This is a genomic window from Pseudomonas sp. LD120 (genome assembly GCF_009861525.1).
GTDB lineage: Bacteria > Pseudomonadota > Gammaproteobacteria > Pseudomonadales > Pseudomonadaceae > Aquipseudomonas.
Window position 1 is genome coordinate 106,752 of record NZ_WVHL01000001.1, and the last position, 22,959, is coordinate 129,710.

Here is a 22,959-nt window from a genome sequence, read left to right on the forward strand (position 1 = left end):
TCACTCAATAGGGGTGGGGGTGCAGGCGCGGCCCGTGGCGGCGGCCTGGCGAATCGCTTCAATCAGCGCCAAGGTGCGCGCGGCATCGGCGGCGCTGACCAGCGGCGCGACTTCGCCACGGGCGACTTGGACGAAGTGCTGCAATTGCAAGCGCAGGGCCTCGCCCGGATCAAAGGCTTCCTGCTGCATCAGCAAGGGCTGATGCCAGCCGGCCCCGGCTTGGGCGTAATGCCAGCGCTTGAGCTGGGGAATGCTCAGCGCGCCCTCGGTGCCGGCCAGCAGGTAGCAAGGCTGATCGGCGTGACGCGGGTACAGCGGGTTCTCCCCGGAATTCAGTTCCCAGCTCCAGGGCGCGGCCACCGCGTCGGAACCGGTGAGACTACCCAGGGCGCCGTTGTCGAACTGCAACAGCACCGCGGCGCAATCTTCATTGGCGTAACCACGCACCTGGTTGCTGGTGATGGCCTGCACTTGTCGCACTTCGCCGCACAGGTGGCGCAGCAGGTCGAGGTCGTGGATCAGGTTGGTCAGCAACATGCCGGCGCCGGGCTCGCGGCGCCAGGGGATGTCGAAGTAGCTTTCGGGCTTTTGCAACTGCCAGAGCGCGGTGACCGTGGTCAGCCGGCCCAGGGCACCGCTGTGCACCAGCTCATGGGCACGGGCGATCAACGGGTTGTGTCGCCGGTGATGGCCCACCAGCACCGGTACGCCAATGTTGCGCGAGGCCGCCACCAGCTCGCGCACTTCATCCAGGTGCACACCCACGGGTTTTTCCAGCAGCACCGGCACGCCTGCGGCCAGGCAATCCAGGGCCGTGTTGACGTGGAGGTTGTTGGGATTGGCGACGATCACCGCATCCGGGCGCTCGTCCTTGAGCAAGGTCCGGTGATCGCTGAAATGCGGCACCTGCCATTGCCCCGCGATGGTTTGCGCCTGGGGCCCGGGATCGGCCACGGCGCACAGCCTGACCTCGGCCAGGGTCTTGAGGTGCTGATAGTGCTGCTGCCCCATATTGCCGACGCCGATCAGGGCAATGCGCAGTGGCGGGTTCAATGGAAGATCCTCTTGTGATTGTTATAGGGACAATGAATTCCAAATATTTAGAACTCAGTTCCATTTTCATACAAGAGGGATAAAAAATACTGTCCGATTATCGAACAGCTTTGTTCCGAGTCGAGGCCCGGTAAGCCGCTGCCGCAGGCTGCGAACGGCCGTGCAACAGACGCGGCGATATCAAGGCCACTACCCGCCCGACGCTAGATCGCCAAGCAAAGCCCTACGCGCCTTTGCGCAGCCTCGCAAGCTCGGCAGCAGCGACAGAAGACAAGGCCACACAGAAGCCTGTGTAGCCGCTGCCGCAGGCTGCGAACGGCTGTGCAACAGACGCGGCGATATCAAGGCCACTACCCGCCCGACGCTAGATCGCCAAGCAAGGACCTACGCGCCTTTGCGCAGCCTCGCAAGCTCGGCAGCAGCGACAGAAGACAAGGCCACACAGAAGCCTGTGTAGCCGCTGCCGCAGGCTGCGAACGGCTGTGCAACAGACGCGGCGATATCAAGGCCACTACCCGCCCGACGCTAGATCGCCAAGCAAGGCCCAGCGGGCCTTTGCGCAGCCTCGCAGGCTCGGCAGCGACTACAAGTTGAACAGTTCGGAAGCCTGGCTGGCGGCCGACAGCTCTTCGGCAAAGCGCAGCAGCAACGGCGCCAGTTCATGCAGCCGCGCCAACGGTAGGCGCGCGCTGGGACCGGCGATGCTGAGCACCCCCACCACCCGGCCATCGATGGGATGGCGCACCACCGCGGCAAGCGCCGAGGTGCCGACCGCCGAGCTTTCCTCGACCCAGGCATAGCCCTGCGCGCGGGCCAGGCGCAAGCGCTCGAGCAACTCGATGTTCGAGCGCGGCGCATTGGGCCCCAGGTCCGCCGGGGGTTCCACGCCCTGGCGCTCCACCAGGGACAAGGCCTCGGCGTCGCTCAGGGTGGCCAGCCACGCATGCCCGGAAGCGGTGTAGAACAACGGCGCCTCGCGGCCCATGTCCGGGTCGTAGCGCAGCCCGGAACGGGCACCCTGGGACTTGGCGATCCAGGTCTGGCGCTCGCCTTCGATCACCCCCAGGCGCACCAACTCGCCGGATTCCATCGCCAGCCGGTCGAGCACCGGCTGGACAATGTCGGCGCCGCTGACCGAAAGGTAGCGAAAGCCCATGGCCACCAGCCGGGTGGACAGTTGGTAACGCAGGTTGTCCGGGTTCTGGCGCACGTAGCCCAGGCGAATCAACTCCGCCAGCAGGCGATGGGTTGCACTTTTGGGGATTTCCAGTTGCTCGGCCAGGGTCTGCAACGGCAGGCCACGGGGATCACCGGTAAGACGTTCGAGAACGCTGAAGACGCGTTCGATTTGACTGCCAGCCATGGTCGGGTCCCGACAAAATTTGGCCGATTCTAGTGACAACGGGCCGGTTGGGGAACTGCGCGGCAGGGTTCGATGACCGCCAGAAGCGACGAGGCCGGACCTTGGGGCCCGGCACAACGCCTTGTGCGCAGATTAGCCGAACCCGGCTATTTTTTGGAACAGCCTTCCATAAACCAGTCAGGACCGACGCTTGCCATCCGTGGCGGACGCTGGGTCAAAAATCGAAGAACACCGTCTCGCCCTCACCCTGAATGCGGATATCGAAGCGGTAGGCGCGCTGGCCGTTCACTTCACAGGGGTGGGCCAGCAGGGTTTCCCGACGTTGCGGCTGCTCGATCAGGTTCAACACCGGGCACTGGGCGTTAGCCTCCGGCTCGTCGGCAAAGTACAGCCGGGTATGCAGGTGGATGTTGATTCCCCGGGCAAACAGCGACAGGTTGATGTGTGGCGCCATGGGCACGCCGGCGGCGTTGTTCACCACCCCGGGCTTGACGGTATGCAGGGTCCATTCCCCGGCATCGAAGGTGGTGGCGGTGCGGCCAAAGCAGTTGAAGGGCTTTTCCGTATCGAACAGCGGGTCATAGACCCCGGCAGAATCGGCCTGCCAGAACTCCAGGAAGGAGTCGCGCACCAGGTGGCCATTGCCGTCGTACACATGGCCGATCAGCAGAATCCGCTCGCCCGGCGCATCAGGCTTGGCCATCTGGTTCCAGATTTCCTCGGGACGGGTCGGATTTCCCGCCGCCGCCAGGGCCAGGCCGATGTGCACGTAAGGGCCGGCCGTTTGCGAGGGGGTTTCAGGCAGCAGTTGAACAGGCATGGCAGGCTCCTCAGCAGTTTTCGAAGTGGGTCTTGCGCTGGCCGCGCAGCACGATGTCGAAGCGGTAGGCCAGGCAATCCATGGGGTTGGCGTTGCCCATGTCCAGGCGCGCGATCAGGCTCTGCACCGCGTCCGGGTTGGCAATGGACTTGACGATCGGGCACAGCGGGATCAACGGGTCGCCTTCGAAATACAGCTGGGTGATCAAGCGCGTGGCAATCGACGGACCGCTGATGGAGAAGTGGATATGCGCCGGGCGCCAGTCGTTGGGGCCGTTGCGCCAGGGGTAAGGCCCGGGCTTGATGGTGCGGAAGCTGTAGTAGCCGTCACGGTCGGTGAGGGCCCTGCCGACGCCGCCGAAGTTCGGATCGAGGGGCGCCAGGTAGCGGTCGTTCTTGTGCCGGTAACGGCCACCGGCATTGGCCTGCCACATCTCCACCAGGGTGTGGGGAATCGGTTTGCCGTACTGGTCGCAGACTCGCCCGGACACGATGATCCGCTCGCCCACCGGCAAGCCGCCGTGGTTGAAGTTGAGCAGCAAGTCGTTATCGAAACGCCCGGTGCGCAAGTGGGAGAAGTCCGGGCCGCTGGTTTCGCTGGCCGATTGCGGAATGCTCACCAGTGCCTGGCGCGGCGAGCGGGCGACGGAGGTCTTGTAGTCGGGGGTCAGGGCCTTGGGGTGCCAGTTACGGTCGCGGATCACGAAGCGACGGCTGTCTGCATCAGACATGTCGTTCTCCTGTTGTTTGATTTATGGAGCGCAGCCGGCGCAGTTTCAAACAAACCAGGAGTGGGGAACATTGAAAAACCACCCACCATCCATAACCAAAAGGTTATGGATAACTGCCCTCGTGATAGGCCCGCCCCACTTCCCGGAGCACATCCACCGCCCATTGCGCCGCCAGCGATAGCGGCAGGCTGGCATTGCTGGAGATGCCCACCGAACCGCCAGGCTCGCGCAACCCCAAATCCAGTTCCTGCAATTCGCCGTTGGCCAGGTCCAGACGCACCGCATCCAGCGGCGCGATCCACAGCGCATCGCTGGACAGGGTGTAGCGCCGGCTCAGGGCCACCGACAGGGTTTCCAGGCGCTGCGCGGACTGGGCGATACCGCACTGCACGAACAGGCTGTCGGCATGCTTGCGGATGCTGGTGCCGGCCAGGGGTAACACCAGGGGATAGTCGCTCACCGCGTCACGGCGCAAGGGCCCCACCACCAGCGGATGCTCGGGGCGAGCCACCAGGGTCATGGATTCGCTGTACAGGTGCTCGAAGCTCAGGCCCTGGATCTCCGGGCTTTCGGTCATGCGCCCCACCACCAGATCCAGATCGCCGACCCGCAGTTGCGACAGCAGATGGGCGCTGGGGCCGGTCAGCACACTGACCGTCAGCGCCGAATGTCGCTGGTGCAGGCGGCGCATCACCTCCGGCAGCAGCAGGCTTTCCACGGTGGACAGCACGCCGATGCGCACCAGCCCGGCGGCATACTCGCCGCCGCGCAAGCTACTGACGCCCTCGCGCAACGCTTGCACCGAAGGCCCGGCATACCGCAAAAACGCCCGCCCCGCTTCGGTCAGGCTGAGCCCGGATTTGCTGCGGGCAAACAGCCGGGTTTCCAGCAGTTCCTCCAGTTCCTTGAGGGTTTTCGACATCGCCGGCGGGCTCACCGCCAGCACGTCGGCGGCCCGAGCCAGGCTGCCCTGGCGGGCCATTTCAAGAAAACACACCAGGTGACGGAATTTGATGCGGGTATCGATGTTCAATAGGGGGCCCCGAATGTCTCTGGACCGGATCAATCCGGCGCCGAGCCATGGTAGCGTGCGCAAAAATCCCTGACGACCGGACTGGCGCCGGTCTGAGCCAGCAGCAACACTGACCAGCAGAAAAAACGAGGACTCCCCCATGCTTTGGAAAAAAGGCCGGCGCAGCGACAACGTCGTGGATGCACGAGATGACAGCGGCGGCGGTGGCGGCCTGCGTTTTGGCGGCGGCAAGGGCTTGAGCCTGACGGCGATCATTTTGATCGTCGGCATCGGCTGGGCCACCGGCCAGGACCCGCTGCAGATCCTCGGCCAACTGATGGACCAGAGCGGCCAGACCTCGGCCCCGGTCACCCCCCAAACGCGCAAGGCGCCGCCGGCCAGTGATGAACAGGCCGAGTTTGTCCGCGCCATTCTGGGCGACACCGAAGACACCTGGGGCCCGATTTTCCAGCAGGCCGGCCGCCAGTATCAGGCGCCCAAACTGATTCTGTTCCGTGGCCGGGTCAACTCCGCCTGCGGCGCGGCGACCTCCGCCAGCGGGCCCTTCTATTGTCCCGCCGACCGCCAGGTGTACCTGGACATGGATTTCTTCCGGGAAATGGCTCAGCGCTTTTCCGCCGCGGGTGACTTCGCCCAGGCCTATGTGATCGCCCACGAAGTCGGGCACCACGTGCAGACCCTGCTCGGGGTCTCGGCGAAAATGCAGGCCGCACGTCAGCAAGGGCGGCAGATGGAAGGCGATGGTGGCTTGCTGGTGCGCCAGGAACTCCAGGCCGATTGCCTGGCCGGGGTCTGGGCTTACCACGCGCAAAAACGCCTGAACTGGCTGGAACCGGGGGATGTGGAAGAAGCCCTGAACGCCGCCAACGCCATCGGCGACGACCGCCTGCAGCAGCAAGGCCAGGGCCGAGTAGTGCCGGACTCCTTCACCCACGGCACCTCGGCGCAACGGGTGCGTTGGTTCAAGACCGGCTTCAACCAGGGCCAGGTCGGCCAGTGCGACACCTTCGCCGCCAAGAACCTGTAACCCCCGCGACTACGGCTGGCGCTGCGGTGCCTGAGCGGCCTCGGCGCCCCGACACCGGTACACGGGGTAAATGGCATCAGGCCGGCCGTTGGATAGCCGGCAACCGGCAATGGCCCTGAGCTCGGACGGGCGCCGGAGCGCCCAGTCAACGGCCATCAAGCCAAGAGCAATTGGCGTAACTGCAGACAATCACGCGCATGCCAGTCGGACAGTTGCGGCCAGGGATTGTCCGGCAAGTTCACCAGCACCGTGCGCGTCCCCGCCGCCCGCCCGCAATCCAGGTCGAAGCGGTAATCACCGACCATCACCATGCGTTGCGGCGCCACATCCCAGGCCTCGGCCAGCTTGAGCAAACCACCCGGGTGGGGCTTGGGCGGTGCTTCGTCGCGCCCCAGTACATCCTCCTTGGCAAAGCAGTCCGCCAGACCGATGGCCTCCAGAGTCACGTGGGCCAGTTCCCGGGCATTGCGGGTGAGGATGCCCAGGCGGTAACCGCGCCCGGCCAGCTCCCGCACCAGTTCCACCGCGCCTGGCGCCGGGCGCGACCCCAGGGCCAGGTCGCGCTCGTGCTCCAGCAGCCAGGCATGCTTGACCGCGGACTCGTCCGCCGGCAAGGCCGCCAGGTGTGTGAGGATGTCGTCTTCGGCAGGAATCGACAGCGCCTCGCGGATCGCCGCGAAGTCATGCACGGCGATGGTCAGGGTGCCGTCCATGTCGAACACCCAGTGTTTTATCTCTGAAAGACTCATGCCCAATCCTTGCGATGACGGATCAACCCTTCCTGAGTCACCGAGGCTACCAGTTGCCCGGCACGGTTGAACACGCTGCCCCGGGAGAAGCCCCGGGAGTTACCGGCCCAGGGGCTGTCCATGGCGTACAGCAGCCAGTCGTCGGCCCGCAGGTCGGCGTGGAACCACAGGGCGTGATCGAGGCTGGCGACCTGCATGTCCTTCTGCCACACCGACTTGCCGTGGGGCAGCATCGAGGTGGTCAGCAGGCCGAAGTCCGAGGCGTAGGCCAGCAGGTACTTGTGCAGCGCCGGGCTGTCCGCCAGGGCGCCGTCGGCGCGGAACCAGACGTACTTCACCGGGTCCATCGGCTGCGGGTTGTAGGGGTCCTTCTCGGTCACCGGGCGCACTTCGATGGGCTTGGGGCACAGCAGTTTCTCGCGCATGTGCTCGGGAATCAGGTGCGCACGCTGGGTGGTGATCTCCAGCTCCGACGGCAGGTTTTCCGGCCCGACCACCTGGGGCATGCTGTTCTGGTGCTCGAAGCCTTCTTCGTCGTACTGGAAGGAAGCACTGCAAGTGAAGATCGGGTTGCCCTTCTGGATCGCCGTCACCCGCCGGGTGCTGAAGCTGCCGCCGTCGCGCACCCGATCCACCTGGTAGACCACCGGCAAGGCGGCGTCGCCGGGACGCAGGAAGTAGCCGTGCATGGAATGCACGTGGCGTGCTTCCTCTACCGTCTGACTGGCCGCAGACAGCGACTGGCCGAGCACCTGACCACCAAACAGCTGGCGAAAACCCAGGTCCTGGCTGCGACCGCGAAACAGGTTTTCCTCGATGGCTTCCAAGGTCAACAGATCGACCAGATCATCCAGCACATGACTCATTCAGACTCTCCTCACACAGGGCAACACCGCGCAATCTCGGCTGCGGCGGTGATATCAATTGGGGCCAGGTACCTCGTCGGCACATTCTAAACGTGCGCGCCTGCTATCCATGCAAGGTTTCCAGCCATTGTTCGCGGGTAATGCGGTACAGCACATGCTCGCGCAGCGGATGATCGGCGGCGAGTTTCGGGTGTTCGAAATCCTCCTGGGCCGCGTGATGCATGCCAATGGCCTGCATGACTTTCTGCGACGGCAGGTTGTGGCGGGTGGTAAAGGCCACGACTTCGTCCAGGTCCAGACGATCAAAAGCGCAACGCAAGGCGGTCCAGGCCGCTTCGCTGGCATAACCCAGGCCCCAGTGCTCCCGGGCCAGGCGCCAGCCGATCTCCACCGCCGGGGTAAAGGGCGCGTCAAAGCCCACCTCCAGCAGCCCGGTAAAGCCGATAAAGGCGCCGCTGTCCTTGCGCTCAAGCGCCCAGAGACCAAAACCGTGCTCGGCAAAATGCCCGCGTATGCGCCCGATCAGCGCGGCGCTTTCCAAGCGACTCAGGGGCGCCGGAAAATAGCGCATCACCTGCGGATCGGCGCACATCGCGGCAAATGCCGGCAAATCATCGTCGCGCCACTGACGTAGCAACAAGCGCGCGCTGTCGAGTTGCAGTATCGGCTCCATCGGTGCCCTCCGTTTTCATGGGTGCAAGTCTACATCGCTGGTAGGATCCTTCACGGGTTCCTCCAAGAAAATGCCATGTCATTGCCACTGATTTATCACGACGACTACAGCCCCGAGTTTCCAGCGGAGCACCGCTTCCCCATGGACAAATTCCGCCTGCTGCGCGATCACCTGGTGGACAGCGGCCTGACCCGGGACGCCGACCTGCTGCGCCCCGAACTGTGCCCGGCCGACATCCTCGCCCTGGCCCACGACCTCGCCTATATCGAACGCTACATGAGCGGCGAGTTGTCCCGGGAAGACCAGCGGCGCCTTGGCCTGCCCTGGAGCGAAGCCCTGGCCCGGCGCACGGTGCGCGCTGTCGGCGGCTCGCTGCTGGCCGCCGAGCAGGCACTGCAACATGGCCTGGCTTGCCACTTGGCCGGCGGCACCCACCACGCCCATTACGACTACCCGGCGGGGTTCTGCATCTTCAATGACCTGGCGGTGATCAGCCATTACCTGCTGCAAAGCGGGCGCGTGGGGCGAGTGCTGATCTTCGACTGCGACGTGCACCAGGGCGATGGCACTGCGCGGATCCTGCAACATACCCCCGACGCGGTGACCGTCTCGCTGCATTGTGAAAAGAACTTCCCCGCACGCAAGGCCCAGAGCGACTGGGATATCCCGCTGCCCATGGGCATGGGCGACGCCGACTACCTCAAGGTGGTGGACGACACCCTCAATTACCTGCTGCCGCTGTATCAACCCGACCTGGTGCTGTACGACGCCGGGGTCGATGTACACCAGGACGACGCCCTGGGCTACCTCAAGCTCACCGATGCCGGCGTGGCCGAACGCGACGAACGGGTGATGCGCCACTGCCTGGGCCGCGACATCCCGGTGGTCGGCGTGATCGGCGGCGGCTACAGCAAGGACCGCCAGGCCCTGGCCAGGCGCCACGGCATTCTTCACCACAGCGCACAGCGGGTCTGGGAGTCCTCAGGCTGCTCCTGAATCCGGCGGCCTTACCCACATCCGCTGTGGAGCCGCTTGTGGATAACCTGGGAGAAAGCCCCGCCAACCCTTGTTTTCCGAGGGCTGCGAGCAATCGCCTGTTTTTTGATCAAGGCCATCAGACGGTCACAGTGTTATGGGTCGCTTACCCCCAACCCCTGTGGAGCCGCCTGTGGATAAGCTGCGTGAAACACGCTGCAGCCCCCTATCGGCAAGGCTTGCAGCGCGGCGCCTGTTTTTTGATCAGTTGCATCGGGCGCTCGGCGACGCCGTAGCGCTTACCCCCAATCGCTGTGGAACCGCCTGTGGACAACCTGCGTGAAAGTCGCCATAGCCCACGCTGCGTAAGGCCTGCAAACAATCGACTAGTTTTTGATCAGTTTCATCAGGCTGTCATCCTGGCGTGGGCCGCTTACCCCCAATCCCTGTGGAGCCGCCTGTGGACAACCTGCGCGAAAGTCGCTCCAGCCCACGTTATACAAGGCACGCAGCCCGATGCTCAGTTTTTGACCAGGCTGCATCGATCCAGCAAGCCAGCAGCACCTCGGGTAGAATGCCCGCCCTATTCCCTCAGCCCCGCCTCTGCCATGACTGCATCGCACTCTTCCACGCTCCACCACGTCGCGATCATTGGCGGCGGTCCCGCCGGCCTGATGGCGGCCGAGGTACTGAGCCAGGCCGGCGTTCGGGTCGATCTGTACGACGCCATGCCATCGGTGGGCCGCAAGTTCCTCCTGGCCGGGGTTGGCGGCATGAACATCACCCACTCCGAAGCCTATCCGGCCTTCCTCTCGCGTTATGCCGAGCGGGCCCCGTACATCGCCCCGCTGCTGCGCGAATTCGGCGCCGAGGCCTTGTGCCAATGGATTCACGGCCTGGGTATCGACACCTTCGTCGGCAGCTCGGGACGGGTGTTTCCCAGCGACATGAAGGCCGCTCCGCTACTGCGCGCCTGGCTCAAGCGCCTGCGGGACGCCGGGGTGGTTATCCACACCCGGCACCGCTGGCTGGGCTGGAATGTCGACGCCAGCCTGCGCATCCAGCACCCCGCAGGCGAGCTCGCGGTAAAGGCGGATGCCACCCTACTGGCGTTGGGCGGAGGCAGTTGGTCGCGCCTGGGTTCAGACGGTGCGTGGCTGCCCCTGCTGCAACAGCGCGGCGTGCAGGTAGCCCTCCTGCAACCGAGCAATTGCGGGTTTGAGGTCAACGCCTGGAGCGAGTTGCTGCGCAGCAAATTCGCCGGGGCGCCGCTGAAGAACGTGGCCATCGGCCTCAACGACGACCGCCCGCGCCTGGGTGAATGCGTCATCACCGCCAGCGGCATCGAGGGCAGCCTGATCTATGCCCTGTCAGCGCCGATCCGCGAGGCCATCAACCAGTACGGCCAAGCCACTGTTCATATCGATCTGCTGCCGAGCAAGGCGTTGGACAACATCCAGGCGGCCCTGACCAAGCCTCGCGGCTCGCGCTCCATGGCCAAGCACTTGCAGAGCCAATTGGGGATCGAGGGGGTGAAAGCGGGGTTGCTGCGGGAGCTGACGGGCGCCGACACCTTCAACGATCCGGCGCGCCTGGCGGCGGCGATCAAGGCGCTGCCTCTGACGCTGGTGCGCCCGCGGCCACTGGACGAGGCCATCAGCAGCGCCGGCGGCGTCGCCTTCCAAGCGCTGGATGAACGACTGATGCTGGAGCAACTACCCGGCGTGTTCTGCGCCGGGGAAATGCTCGACTGGGAAGCCCCCACCGGCGGTTATCTGCTGACCGCCTGCTTTGCCAGTGGCCGTCGGGCCGGGCTGGGAATGCTCGAGTGGCTGAAAAGCAGCGGCAAGCCTTAAGCCACACATTTCAAGCGACAAGCCACGAGCTGCAAGCTGCAAGACTTGCCGCTTAAGGCTTGTAGTTTGCTGCCGCGGTTAAGGTTTGCGCTTGCGCGGCCCGGTGTTGAACGCCGGGACCTTGCGCACCGGTTTCACCGCCGGGGCTTCAGCCACTTCGCCACTGTCCACCCACTTGCCCAGGTTGCGCTTGCCACCACCGCTGGAGGTTTTCGGCTTTTTGGGCTTTTTCGGTTTCTTCACCACCTGGCCGCTGGCGTCGGTTTCCGGTACCCGGTGCTCGGGCTCAAAATCCTGCTCTTCATGGCGCTTGAGGGTCTGGCGAGTGAGCATCTCGATCGCCGACAACAGGTTGACCTCGTCGGCGCACACTAGGGAGATCGCCTCGCCGGTAGAGCCGGCACGCCCGGTACGACCGATGCGGTGGATGTAATCCTCGGCGACGATCGGCAGGTCGAAGTTGACCACCAACGGCAAGTCTTCGATGTCCAGGCCACGGGCCGCCACGTCGGTGGCCACCAGGATCTGGATCTCGCTGGCCTTGAACCGGTCCAGGGCGCGCTGACGCGTGGCCTGGGGCTTGTCACCGTGGATGCCGTCGGCGTTCACGCCCTGGCCCTGCAGCTTTTCCACCAGCGCATCCACGCCGTTGCGGGTCTTGGCGAACACCAGCACCTGCTTCCAGCGGTTCTTGCGCAGCAGATGGCTGAACAGCTCCGGCTTGCGCTTCTTGTCCACCGGCACCACCCATTGCTTGACCGTGTTGGCGGCGACGTTACGCGGGCTGACTTCAATGCTCAGCGGATCGTTGAGCATCTGCCCGGCCAACTGACGGATGGCGTCGGAGAACGTTGCGGAAAACAGCAGGGTCTGGCGTTTTTTCGGTAGCGCCGCGTAGATGCTCTTGAGCTCTTCGGAGAAGCCCAGGTCGAGCATGCGGTCGGCTTCGTCCAGCACCAGGGTCTGCAACTGGCTGAACTTCACCGCGTTCTGGCGGAACAGGTCCAGCAAGCGCCCCGGGGTCGCCACCAGCAGATCAACGCCTTTGCGCAACTTCATCATTTGCGGGTTGATGCTGACCCCGCCGTATACCGCGTAAGTGCGTAGCGGCAGGTACTCGGCGTACTGGCGCACGCTTTCGTGGACCTGCTCGGCCAACTCGCGGGTCGGCACCAGGATCAGCGCGCGCACCGAGTTGCTGTCGACCTTCGGCCCTTCCATGGTCAGCAACTGCAGCAGCGGCAAGGCGAAACCGGCGGTTTTGCCGGTGCCGGTCTGGGCCGCGGCCATCAGGTCACGCCCACCCAGGACCGCCGGAATGGCTTGCGCCTGCACCGGGGTCGGGGTCTGGTAGCCGAGGGTTTCAAGGGCGCGCAACAAAGGATCGATCAGGCCAAGAGTGGCGAATGTCATGGGGGTACCGTAGGAAAAAGTCAGCACAGGGAGACAATGCAGGCTGTGTAAAAACTACTGCGTGTGGCAATACTGCGTTAAAAACAGGCTCAGAATGCTCATTTAGGCCCCTAAAGTCGAACGCGACCCCGGCCGCTCCTCGCCTGTTTTTGCCTTGTCTTGCCTTCACTCGCGACGTTTTCACACAGCCTGAATGGGCGGCAGTTTACCCTAATTCAGAGGCCTGCTTGTGGACGGCCCCAGGCATGCGCAGCCCGCCCCGGTGAGTGTATCCTGCGCGCAGATTGCCACGGGCCGCCAGCGCAAACGGCGCAAGAACCGACTGGGCAGCGACTCGCTCACTTTGCTCTCCCCCCTCAGGAGTCCCGCCCCACATGGATCATCCAAACCCTTTCCAGGCCCCCGCCGCCGAGCTGCTCGCCCACAAGTCCGCTGATCAGAATCTGAGCCTCTACAGCATCGCGGCCATCGCCTTGAGCACCTTCATCGGCACCTCCGTAGCGGGCGCCTACTTCATCAGCCAGAACCTCAAGGCACTGGGGCGCGAGAGTGAAGTAAACAAAGCCTGGGCCATGGGCATCGGCCTGTTCATCGCCATGAACGTGTTGGGCTTTTTGCTGCCGGACAGTATCCCAGCGGTGATTTTCGTACTGCCACCGATCTACGGGATGAACGCCTACGCACGCCAACTGTTCGGCCCCCAAGTGAAGGAGCACAAGACCGGCAACGGGCGTTTCATCTCACTTTGGCAAGTGGCAGGGGTCAGCCTGCTGTTTTTCCTAGGCATGACAATCGTGGTGGTCTCCCTCGTGCTGATGATCGGGGTCGAGTGATCCTTCAGGTTGCACCCACAACGCCGGGCATTGTCTGGCGTTGCCATCAGACACCTGCTCTGCGGCGTCCTGCGCCAGCAGCGCCAACCCACCGGCAAACAATGACCACCACGAGCTTGCCCTCCGCCGCGCAAGCCCCCCTCGGACGGGTACTAAAAACCTGACGGTGGATATACGCCCACCCGCACCGCTGCCTATGATGCCCGCGCCGGCACAACTCCTTATCCACTTCATCAGCGCGGACGCTCATACGGTCCTGTTCGCCAGGTTCTGCGCCGCGCTGTGTATATCCAGGAATGGTTATGCCGACCTTCAGATTAAACGCCCTGTCCCGTGCCAGCCGCCTTTGGGTGGCCAGTCTGAGCAGCGCGGTATTGCTCCCGCTCAGCGCTATGGCGCTGGCCAACGAGGTGCCCAGCCAAACGCCACAGGTCCCGATGGAAAGCGTACTCAACGGTCATTTCATCAACCTGCAGGCACTGACCGCCAACCCGCAGCAACGCAGCGCCGTCGAGGTCGGAACCGACCTGCTGATGCAGGAAACCGGCATGCGTATCCGCAGTCTGGTGCCGCAACACCAAGACACCTTCAAAGACATCAAAGTCATGACCGGGCAACTGGAAGGCCGTGCTCGCTCTCTGAGCGCTCCGGGTGAAATGGCCCTCGCCGCACGGTCCGACGGCAGCTTCATCGCCTTGTTGCCGGATGCCAACGTGATGATTCGCGGCAATGCTCAGGGCGAGCAGTCGTTGATCCGTATCGACGCCAGTCCGGCTCCCTCCCCCGAAGGCCTCGACTACCTGATCGACGAAAGCGCTGAAGTCCCGGGGCAGCAAGAGTCACGCAGCGGCCAACGCAGCTTCCAGGCCAACCGCAACGCTCAAGGTGAGATCGTGATCGACCTGCTGGCCGGTTTTTCGCAAAAGGCGGCCAACTACATCGGTGACCACGAAGCCTACGCCATGATCCAGGTCACACTAGTCAACCGCGCCTTGCAACAATCCAAGGTTCAGGGCGTGCGCCTGCGCCTGGTGGGGACCCAGGTGATCGCCGCCGACTACCCCATCACCAGCGGCACCTTGAGCCAAGTGAGCACCCTGTTCGCCGACGGCATGCGTCGCTATAGCCCAGACGTGGTAGCCGGCTTCATCATGGGCACCCCGGGGGTCGATACAGCAGTGGGTTGGGGTTACGTCAACGGCCGCTACTCGATCAACTACATCAACTCAGTGACCACCTTCCGTCACGAACTGGGGCATAACATCGGTGGCAGTCACTGCTCGGACGGCAGCAGCTATCGCTTCGGCTACAAAAACGGCCGGGTCGGGACCATCCTCTGCGGCGACCAGGTGAACTACTACTCAAACCCGGACGTTAACGACAAGCTCGGAGTTCCACTGGGCGACGCCACCACTGCGAACATGGCCAGGGTGTGGCGCGAGAACGCCGCCCGGATGTCGGCCTACAGACCTTCCGTGGTGCCCCTAGAAGAAGAACAAGCAACCTCGATTCTTGACCAGAAGGTCAGCTTGGAAAAAAACCAGACACGCTACTACCCGATCGACGTGCCCGAAGGCGCTCAACGTCTGGTATTCAGCGCACTGGACGGCCAATGGAGCGAAAAGTCGGGCAAGGTCCAACTGTGGCTCAAGTACGGTGCCCAACCTACCGATTCCAGCTACGACTACCGCTCGATACGCAACCACGCCGTGTCCCTGGGCGTGAACGACCCGCGGCCTGGACGTTGGTACCTGGCGATCAACACCGACAACCGCGCCACGCAGGACTTGTCTCTTGAAGGCCACGCCTACAACATCTCCCAGGAGACAGCCCAGGGACGTTACCTGAAGCTCGTGGCGACTTCCTCGGTGGATGGCAAGGACAACGCCAGCATCGCCGAACTGAAGCTGGTGGATGCCAAGGGCACGCCCCTGCCCCGCGACAGCTGGAAGGTCCACTCCACCAGCAGCGCCGTAGCCGGCTCCGCCGCGGGGCCCCACGCCATCGATGGCAACCCCAACTCCTATTGGAGCTCCGCCACAGGTGCGCGCTATCCCCATGAAATCGTGCTTGATCTAGGCACCGACAGCCGCTTTTCGCAACTGCACTACCTGCCTCGCCAGGACGCCGGCCTGAGCGGCATTATCAAGGGTTATCAGGTGTATGGCAGCAACAGCCCGAGCGGTTCTTGGACCCTGCTCGCTGACGGCGAATTCAGCGCCGACAACCAGGTCAAGTCGGCCTCCCTCAAACCCCAGGAGACCGTAAAACCTCCCGTAGCGGTGATCAGCGGCAAGACCGAAGCCAACGCTGGCGACAAGATCGTCCTGGATGCCGCAGGCTCCAGCGATCCCCAGGGCAATGCCTTGACCTTCGCCTGGGAAGCCTCGCCGCGCCTGGACTTCGACTTTGACGGCGCGCGCATCAGCTTCATCGCTCCCGAGCGGCAGGAAGACACCCGCTACCGCTTTACCCTGCTCCTGAGCAACGGCAAGCAGAGCACCACCCAGACCCACGAAGTGCTGATCAAGGGCAAGGCCGCCAACGTCAGCTGCAAGCCGGAATGGACAGTCAGGGGCACTTACGTCGGCAACGATGTGGTGCAGTGGAAAGGTCGTCAGTACCAGGCCCGCTGGTGGACCTCAGGGGCAGAACCTGGCCTGGCCAGCACCACCGGAGCAGACGGTGCCGGCAAGGTCTGGCGTGATCAGGGGCCATGCCAAGGTGCAGGCGAGACTCCAACCGAGCCGCCAGTGGAAGAAGTCAAACCGCCTGTGGCCGTCATTGGCGGCGCGACTCAGGCCAAAGGCGGCGAGTCGGTCACCCTGGACGCCGCCGGCTCCAGCGACCCCGCTGGTCTGCCCCTGAGTTACAAGTGGAGCGTTATCCCCAGCGTCGCCTTCCAGGCCTCGGGCTCGAAACTGAGTTTTGTCGCCCCCAAAAGCGACAAGGACATCAGCTACCGCTTCACCCTGAGCCTGGGCAATGGCAGCCACACGGTCAGCCGTGACCATCGCGTGACCGTGCAGGCCGACACTGTGGAAACGCCGGCCAGCTGCCAGGGCGCCTGGAGCCGTCAAGGCACCTACGTGGCCAATGACAGGGTTAGCCACAAGGGTCGCTACTACATCGCCCGCTGGTGGACCCGAGGCAATGAACCCAGCGCCGCTACGGTCGGCGTAGATGGCAGCGGCAAGATCTGGCGCGACGCCGGCGCCTGTAACTGATGCCAGTGGGTGACCGATCACATCGCGACTCGGTCACCCTTTGCCGGCAATTTCAGTTAAAAGGGTTGGCGGCGACGGCCATCCGCCGTTGCCAACCTGCTGCCATTGATCGCCGTTCGATCCCCCATTGCGCGCCCCCACTGGCAGAATACCGATGCATTGCCAATGGAGACCTCAATGCGCAAATTTGTCCTGTCCGCATGGATGCTAGCGGGCCTTCCACTCGCCCTGTTCCTGCCCCCGGCCCAGGCCGCCGAGTTCATCGGCTTTCGTGAAGTAACGTTGACGGACACCAGTCAGCAACGCCCTCTACATGTCGCGCTCTGGTACCCCACTACCGCCACCGCCCCCCTCCAGACATCTGCTGAAAACCCGGTTTTCCAGGGTATCGCGACCATCAAGGATGCCTCCCCAACCGGCTCCGCCCATCCGCTGGTGCTGCTGTCCCATGGCTATCGCGGCAACTGGCGCAATCTCAACTGGCTGGTATCGAGCCTGGTGGAGCAAGGCTACATAGTCGCGGCTCCCGACCATCCGGGCACCACCACATTCGACCAACGCCCCGTAGAAGCCGCCAAGCTCTGGGAGCGCCCGCACGACTTGAGCCGGGTCATCGACAGGCTCACCAGCGACCACACATTGGCCGGCACCGTCGACTCGCAACGCATTGCCGCCATTGGCCATTCCCTGGGCGGTTGGACGGTTACCGCGCTGGCCGGTGCCCGCTACAGCGCACAACGCTACCTTGAGGAATGTCGGCTGCATCCCAACCCGCGCCTGTGCGCACTGGCGCCAGAGCTGGGGATCACCCCGGAGCACCAAGGCCCTCTCGGCGCAGACCTGCGGGACCCGCGGGTCAAGGCGGTCATCTCGCTGGACCTGGGGTTCGCCCAAGGGTTCACCCCCGAGAGTTTGTCGACGCTGAAGACACCGATCCTGGTCCTGGGAGCCGGGGAGAACATCGCGGACATGCCCCTGGAAGAGGAGTCGGGCTATCTGAACGCCCATCTGGCGTCCCCGCCTTCGCGCTTTCAGGTCCTGGCCGATGCCAGCCACTTCAGCTTCATGCAAGTCTGCAAGCCAGGCGCCGTGGCCCTGCTCAAGAAAGAGGCACCCGGGGATGAAATTATCTGCCGCGATGGCGAGGCTGGTGATCGTCAGGCCATCCACCGGCAGGTGGCAAAGCTGATCGGCGACTTTCTGGATCAGTGGCTTACCGGCCAACCAGCGGCCGACTGATCAAGCCACCTCTTGCTGAGGGGCGACTTTCGGCTTGCGCCACTGGGGCAGGCCGATCAGCACCACCGCGCTGATGATCACCAGCATCGCCAGGGCTTCTTCGATACCGATGGTTTCGCCAACAAAGACAATCCCCAGCAGCACCGCCACCGCTGGATTGACGTAGGCATAGCTGGTGGCCGCTGCCGGCCGCACGTGCTTGAGCAGGTACATATAGGCGTTGAAAGCGATGATCGAGCCAAAGCCGGCCAAGTAGGCCAGGGCCAGCCAGCCTTCCAGGGGCGGCAAGGCCTCCAGGTGTTCGCCGCTCAAGACGCTGCCAATCATCAGCACCACACCACCGACGAGCATTTCCGCAGCGCTGGCCATGGCGCCTTGGGGCAGCGGCAAATGTCTGCTCCACACCGAGCCAAAGGCCCAAGCCGCCGCGGCGAACAGCAACAGCGCAGCCCCCAGCGGGCTGGACTGCAGGTTGGACCCCAGATTGAGCATGCCAATGCCAATCATTCCGAGGATGATCCCGGCCCACTCCAGGCGCGTATTGCGAGCGCCCCAGAAATAGCCGCAAAGCAAGGTGAACAGGGGCACCGTGGCCACCGCCAGCGCCGCCACGCCGGAGGTCACCCCAGAGTGTTCGGCCAACGTCACCGCTCCATTGCCGCAACTGAGCAGCAAGACGCCAATGATCCCGGCGGCCTTCCATTGCGCCCAGGTCGGCGCCGGTACGCCACGCCAGCGCAGAAAGCCGTACATCAGGCAGCCGGCGATGATGAAACGCACGCCGCCGAGCATCAGCGGCGGCCAGTATTGAACCCCAATGCGAATCACTAGATAGGTCGAGCCCCAGATTACGTACAGGGCAAAAAAAGCAGCGATCAACGGCAAGGGAAAACGGCTTTGGCCAGGCATGGGGAGCAGCTCGAAAACAGGCAGGGAGGAAGCGCCATTCTAGAAATCCGCTGCGGATAACTTAAGTTACAAAAGCTGTCTTTAACGCCAGTACACTTTCCACCACCCGACATTCAAGAGCGGTGCACGCCCTCCCTAAAGGCGTCACGCTAAACACCCGCCCAGTCAGAAACCGCGCTGACGCTTGAGGTGCTCGGAAATTTTCGCGGCGGGGACTTTCTGCAATTTGCACAAAAAGTCGTGGGACAGCTCGCGCAAGCCATGCTTCTGCCGTAACTCGCCGGCCAGGTGTGCCACCAGGTTGGCGGCCATTTCCGCGTCGGCCATGGCCCGGTGCGCCTGACCAGTGTGGGGCAGGCCGGCGTACTGAGTCAGGGTACCCAGTTTGTGATTGGGCGCCGCCGGCATCAGGCGCCGGGCCAACAGCAGCGAACAGGCAAAATTCTGCAGGCGGGTACGCTTGATCCGCCCCAGCTCGAAATCCCAGAATTTCTGGTCGAACGCCGCGTTGTGGGCCAGCAACGGCGTGGTGCCGACGAACTCGTTGACCTCGTTCATCACCTGCTCCGCTGGCGGGGCACTGCGCAGCATGGCGTTGCTGATGCCGGTCAGTTGTTCGATAAAGCCCGGCACCCGCACCCCGCCGTTCATCAGGCTCTGGTAACGCTCGACGATGCGCCCCTGCTCAAGGATCACCACGGCGATTTCCGTGGCCCGGCAGCTGCTGCTTGGGGAGATCCCAGTGGTTTCAAAGTCGATGACCGCAATACGTTCCAAACCTGTGCAGCTCCGTATAAAAAATGATCAGTTTTTCAACAGCAAGGCGCCTTCAATCGGCACATAACGCGTGGCTGCGCGAATCAGCGAGTTGGCGGTCAACCCCGGCACACCATAAGCCACCGCACTGACCCCGTGCTTGTGGATGATACGCTCAAGCAACAGGTCGAAGTCGCCGTCGCCGGAGGCCAGCACCACTTCGTCGACCTGGGCGGCAGCGTCCATGATGTCGATGGTGATGCCCACGTCCCAGTCGCCCTTGGCCGAGCCATCGCTGCGCTGGATGTAGGGTTTGAGTTTTACCGTGAAGCCCAGGTTGCGCAGGATCTGCTGAAACTGCTGCTGCTTGCTGTCACCGCGATCGATGGCATAGGCATAGGCTTCGACAATCTGCCCCTCTTTACTGATGTCTGCCCACAGCGCCGCGTAATTGAAGTGACAACCGTAGGCTTGGCGGACGGTGTAATAGAGGTTCTGGACATCGGCGAACACCGCGATTTTTTTCACCGCTAATCCTCATGGCGCAGCAGCGCGGGGGCTGGAACGGGGCTCAAGACCCGAAAAAAGTCGCCCAGTATGCCAGCCACAAGGAATGTTCCGCGAATTATCGGTCCGGGGCAGACGTCTGCCCGGGACCGACGGAGCGTCAGACGAAGGAATCGTCGTCGGAAAAGAACGAGCTGTCGTCGTTGTCGTAGTCGGCGTTGCTCAAGCCGCCCTGGTCGTTGTTGCCCCAGGCGTCGTTGTTGGCCAGGCGTTGATCGTCATTGCCCCAACCGCTGTTATCGCTGACCGGCGCTGGTTCTTCCTGAATGACTTCAACGATTTCCTGCGGTTGCTGGTTGCTGTGGAACAGGCTGCTGATGCCCTGGGCCAGCATCACCCCGCCGGCCACGCCGGCGGCGGTTTTCAAAGCGCCAGCGAGGAAGCTGCCGGCGGCCGGTGCCGATTGCGGCGCATAGTTCTGCTGCGGGGCGCCGAAGTTCTGCTGGGGAGCCGCTCCGAAAGAAGAACGGGACGGTTCACGCCAGCCACCGCCGGAGGATGGCGCCACGCTCGGGGCCTGCGCGGGAGCCGCTTGCGACTCGCGGGAACCGCCGAAGATGCTCGACAGAAAACCACCACTGGCCGCCGGAGCCGGAGCGGCGGCCTGGGATCGAGCCTGCTGCAGTTCGGCCTGCAACTGCTGCACGTGCTGGCTCAATTGTTTGTTCTGCTCATCGAGGCTCTTGAGGGCAGCCTCCTGCACCAGGATCGCCTGGGTCATGAAATACCCGGCCGCAGGCTGGCGGTTCAGATGTTCCTTGATCCGCGCTTCGGCCTGGGCATCACGCGGGGCTGAATCCGTTTCGGCTTGCTGCAACCGTGAAAACAGTCCATCGATCAGGGTTTGTTCTTCGCTGTTCATGGCGACCTCTTTAGATTGCCGGTAAAAATCCGCTCCGCGGCCACAGGGCTGCGGTACGCACCAGTAATGGGGCAGGGGTCATAACTTTCAATGCTCTTTACCCAAGGTTTACGTTTGCTCCGAAGGGGCCCGCATCGGTTAAAGTGTGCAACCGCTTCGTCACTGCGACCCCTTCGATGAATCCGTTAGATGTTCTGCGCGACGCCTTCTATTTCTTCCGCCGTAATCTCGGTCAGATCGCCCAGTTGTGCCTGCCCCTTGTGGTTCTTGAGGCGCTACTGCAGCAGGGTGTGAGCAGCGCCTTGGGCGCGGACGCCTTCCCTGGCTATGGCGTGGTGGTAGGCCTGTTGCTGTATCCGCTGTACACCGGCGCGCTGATTCTGTTTCTCGATGCCCGTACCCGGGGTGAGTCGCCCCGCACCCGCGACCTGCTGGCCATGTCCCTGAGCCTGTGGCCGCGTTTTGCCCTGCTGACGGCCGTCAGCACGCTGCTGATCCTGCTGGGGCTGTCGCTGTATTTCATCCCCGGGCTGTGGCTGATGGTGGTGCTGGCCTTCGCTGAGTACTTGCTGGTGCTCAAGGGCATGACGCCGCTGGCGGCCATCAGCGAAAGCCTGCGTCTGAGCCGTGGGCATTTCCTGCGGATTTTGCTGTGCATCCTGGCGGTGATGGCCCCGCTGTGGTTGCTCAAGGGCGCCAGCGAAACGGCCTATCCCGAGCCACTGAACCCGATCCTGTCCCTGACCATCGACAGCGCCTACAACTTCCTGCAACTGTTCACCAGTGTGGTGCTGTTCCGCCTGTTCATGCTTATCAGCGAACAACCGGACCGGCGCTGATGCGTCCCGCGGCCGCTCTGCCCCTTGGGTAACGGCCGCACGCTCGGTTATGCTCCGACGCACTCCTGCAACGCCATAAGCCGAGCCGATGATCCGTCTACTTCGCGTCACCCTGTTGAGCCTGTTGCTGATCGGCGCCCTGCTGATCGGCCTGATCTACAGCCTGACCTGGCGTGCGCCGGCCAAGCAGACCCAGGCCGTCAATTGCAACGCCCAGGCCTTGCCGCTGGTGCCCGGACAGGCCCTGAAAGTGATGACCTGGAACCTGCAGTACCTGGCGGGCAAACGCTACGTGTTCTGGAACGACCAAGCCCGGGGCGAGGATGAACGCCCGACGCTCGAAGACATGGCCTTCAGCCTCGACGAAGTGGCCCGAGTCATCCGCGACGAGCAACCGGACCTGGTGCTGCTGCAAGAAGTGGACAACGGCGCCAAGGCCAGTGCCTATCAGGATCAACTCAAACTGCTGCAAGAGCGGGTCGCCGATCTCTATAGCTGCAGCACCCAGGCTTACGACTGGAAAGCCGATTTCATTCCCTCCCCGCACATTTTTGGCAGCGTCGGCCGACAACTGGCGACCCTCAGCCGCTACCGCATCGAACACGCCGAACGCCTGCAACTGCCCGTAGCCCCCGGTAACTTCATCAGCCGTCGGTTCCAACCCCAGAACGCCCTGCTGCTCAGTTACCTACCGCTGAGCGACGGCGGCCAACTGGTGGTGCTGAACACACACTTAGAGCTCGCACGCCAACCCGATGAGACCCAGCCCAAGCAGTTGGCCGCCATTAGCAAAGTGTTGGACAAACTGGAGGGCCGAGGCACGCCCTGGCTGATCGGTGGCGATTTCAACCTGCTGCCCCTGGGCCAGTACCAACGCCTGGACGAGCTGCAGCGCACGCCCTACGGCGCCGATAGCCCGCTGCACTTGCTGTGGGAGAAGTACCCGATGATCCCCAGCAACACCCAGGCCAGCGGGGTCAACCGCGCCCACTGGCTGACCCACTACCCCAACGACCCGAACCTCAATGGCCCGGATCGCACCGTCGACTACCTGTTCTACAGTCCGCGCTTGAAGCGCGTCGAATCCCGGGTGCGCCAGGATGACACCCTGCGCATCTCCGACCATCTGCCGGTGCTCGCGCGGTTCCTGTTGCCGGCGCTGTAAACCG

General features: G+C 63.5%; 21 protein-coding genes. 8 read left to right on the forward strand and 13 right to left on the reverse strand.

The annotated features are described in order from the left end of the window. The 5 genes from PLD_RS00545 to pcaQ all read right to left on the reverse strand — a co-directional run bounded on the left by PLD_RS00545 (position 1) and on the right by pcaQ (position 4,999). Positions 1 to 1,053, reverse strand: a complete 1,053-nt coding sequence (locus PLD_RS00545) for a Gfo/Idh/MocA family protein (protein ID WP_159888884.1) — start codon at positions 1,051 to 1,053, stop codon at positions 1 to 3. 583 nt (positions 1,054 to 1,636) lie between these two features. Further along, the gene (locus tag PLD_RS00550) at positions 1,637 to 2,416 is read right to left on the reverse strand and encodes an IclR family transcriptional regulator (RefSeq protein WP_159888886.1); all 780 of its coding nucleotides are present in this window, start codon (positions 2,414 to 2,416) and stop codon (positions 1,637 to 1,639) included. 214 nt (positions 2,417 to 2,630) lie between these two features. Next, the gene (pcaG, locus tag PLD_RS00555) at positions 2,631 to 3,236 is read right to left on the reverse strand and encodes a protocatechuate 3,4-dioxygenase subunit alpha (protein WP_159888887.1); all 606 of its coding nucleotides are present in this window, start codon (positions 3,234 to 3,236) and stop codon (positions 2,631 to 2,633) included. A gap of 10 nt (positions 3,237 to 3,246) precedes the next feature. Continuing rightward, positions 3,247 to 3,966 carry a protocatechuate 3,4-dioxygenase subunit beta gene (gene pcaH, locus PLD_RS00560; protein WP_159888889.1) on the reverse strand — a complete coding sequence of 240 codons (720 nt, stop codon included), beginning with the start codon at positions 3,964 to 3,966 and terminating at the stop codon, positions 3,247 to 3,249. Positions 3,967 to 4,069: 103 nt separating this feature from the next. Further along, on the reverse strand, positions 4,070 to 4,999 hold the full coding sequence (gene pcaQ, locus PLD_RS00565) for a pca operon transcription factor PcaQ (protein ID WP_159888891.1): 930 nt from the start codon (positions 4,997 to 4,999) through the stop codon (positions 4,070 to 4,072). 139 nt (positions 5,000 to 5,138) lie between these two features. On the opposite strand from pcaQ, the gene PLD_RS00570 reads away from it, so the two are divergent. After that, positions 5,139 to 6,026: a neutral zinc metallopeptidase gene (locus PLD_RS00570; protein ID WP_159888893.1), complete on the forward strand. Its 888-nt coding sequence runs from the start codon at positions 5,139 to 5,141 to the stop codon at positions 6,024 to 6,026. A 155-nt stretch (positions 6,027 to 6,181) separates the two neighbouring features. On the opposite strand, the gene PLD_RS00575 is transcribed toward PLD_RS00570, so the two are convergent. The 3 genes from PLD_RS00575 to PLD_RS00585 all read right to left on the reverse strand — a co-directional run bounded on the left by PLD_RS00575 (position 6,182) and on the right by PLD_RS00585 (position 8,314). Next, complete coding sequence (locus PLD_RS00575; RefSeq protein WP_159888895.1) at positions 6,182 to 6,775, reverse strand: HAD family hydrolase; 594 nt, start codon at positions 6,773 to 6,775, stop codon at positions 6,182 to 6,184. Next, positions 6,772 to 7,641, reverse strand: a complete 870-nt coding sequence (tesB, locus tag PLD_RS00580) for an acyl-CoA thioesterase II (RefSeq protein WP_015637141.1) — start codon at positions 7,639 to 7,641, stop codon at positions 6,772 to 6,774. Before tesB ends, PLD_RS00575 begins: the two co-directional genes overlap by 4 nt. Before the next feature lie 103 nt (positions 7,642 to 7,744). Beyond that, the gene (locus tag PLD_RS00585; RefSeq protein WP_159888897.1) at positions 7,745 to 8,314 is read right to left on the reverse strand and encodes a GNAT family N-acetyltransferase; all 570 of its coding nucleotides are present in this window, start codon (positions 8,312 to 8,314) and stop codon (positions 7,745 to 7,747) included. A gap of 75 nt (positions 8,315 to 8,389) precedes the next feature. On the opposite strand from PLD_RS00585, the gene PLD_RS00590 reads away from it, so the two are divergent. Together PLD_RS00590 and PLD_RS00595 are read left to right on the forward strand one after the other, a co-directional pair. Beyond that, on the forward strand, positions 8,390 to 9,310 hold the full coding sequence (locus tag PLD_RS00590; RefSeq protein WP_159888899.1) for a histone deacetylase: 921 nt from the start codon (positions 8,390 to 8,392) through the stop codon (positions 9,308 to 9,310). Between the two features lie 587 nt (positions 9,311 to 9,897). Next, on the forward strand, positions 9,898 to 11,145 hold the full coding sequence (locus PLD_RS00595; RefSeq protein ID WP_159888901.1) for a TIGR03862 family flavoprotein: 1,248 nt from the start codon (positions 9,898 to 9,900) through the stop codon (positions 11,143 to 11,145). 78 nt (positions 11,146 to 11,223) lie between these two features. On the opposite strand, the gene PLD_RS00600 is transcribed toward PLD_RS00595, so the two are convergent. Continuing rightward, complete coding sequence (locus PLD_RS00600; protein ID WP_159888903.1) at positions 11,224 to 12,558, reverse strand: DEAD/DEAH box helicase; 1,335 nt, start codon at positions 12,556 to 12,558, stop codon at positions 11,224 to 11,226. Positions 12,559 to 12,932: 374 nt separating this feature from the next. Between PLD_RS00600 and PLD_RS00605 the strand changes: the two genes are divergently transcribed. From PLD_RS00605 to PLD_RS00615, 3 genes are all read left to right on the forward strand, one after another. Further along, positions 12,933 to 13,391 carry a hypothetical protein gene (locus PLD_RS00605; RefSeq protein WP_159888905.1) on the forward strand — a complete coding sequence of 153 codons (459 nt, stop codon included), beginning with the start codon at positions 12,933 to 12,935 and terminating at the stop codon, positions 13,389 to 13,391. 302 nt (positions 13,392 to 13,693) lie between these two features. Further along, the gene (locus PLD_RS00610) at positions 13,694 to 16,618 is read left to right on the forward strand and encodes a discoidin domain-containing protein (protein WP_159888907.1); all 2,925 of its coding nucleotides are present in this window, start codon (positions 13,694 to 13,696) and stop codon (positions 16,616 to 16,618) included. Positions 16,619 to 16,795: 177 nt separating this feature from the next. Next, positions 16,796 to 17,857, forward strand: coding sequence for an alpha/beta fold hydrolase (locus PLD_RS00615; protein WP_159888909.1), 1,062 nt, complete (start codon positions 16,796 to 16,798; stop codon positions 17,855 to 17,857). Here PLD_RS00615 and yedA read toward each other — a convergent pair whose 3' ends face one another. The 4 genes from yedA to PLD_RS00635 form a co-directional block, all read right to left on the reverse strand. Then, positions 17,858 to 18,766, reverse strand: a complete 909-nt coding sequence (gene yedA / locus PLD_RS00620) for a drug/metabolite exporter YedA (protein ID WP_159888911.1) — start codon at positions 18,764 to 18,766, stop codon at positions 17,858 to 17,860. It lies immediately after the preceding gene. A gap of 165 nt (positions 18,767 to 18,931) precedes the next feature. Next, complete coding sequence (locus tag PLD_RS00625; protein ID WP_159888913.1) at positions 18,932 to 19,543, reverse strand: PolC-type DNA polymerase III; 612 nt, start codon at positions 19,541 to 19,543, stop codon at positions 18,932 to 18,934. Between the two features lie 27 nt (positions 19,544 to 19,570). Continuing rightward, positions 19,571 to 20,050: an NYN domain-containing protein gene (locus tag PLD_RS00630; protein ID WP_159888915.1), complete on the reverse strand. Its 480-nt coding sequence runs from the start codon at positions 20,048 to 20,050 to the stop codon at positions 19,571 to 19,573. 139 nt (positions 20,051 to 20,189) lie between these two features. Then, positions 20,190 to 20,951, reverse strand: coding sequence for a DUF2076 domain-containing protein (locus tag PLD_RS00635; protein ID WP_159888917.1), 762 nt, complete (start codon positions 20,949 to 20,951; stop codon positions 20,190 to 20,192). Positions 20,952 to 21,127: 176 nt separating this feature from the next. Between PLD_RS00635 and PLD_RS00640 the strand changes: the two genes are divergently transcribed. Beyond that, on the forward strand, positions 21,128 to 21,790 hold the full coding sequence (locus PLD_RS00640) for a YciC family protein (RefSeq protein WP_159888919.1): 663 nt from the start codon (positions 21,128 to 21,130) through the stop codon (positions 21,788 to 21,790). 88 nt (positions 21,791 to 21,878) lie between these two features. Beyond that, positions 21,879 to 22,955, forward strand: a complete 1,077-nt coding sequence (locus PLD_RS00645) for an endonuclease/exonuclease/phosphatase family protein (RefSeq protein WP_159888921.1) — start codon at positions 21,879 to 21,881, stop codon at positions 22,953 to 22,955. The last annotated feature ends 4 nt before the right edge of the window (positions 22,956 to 22,959 follow it).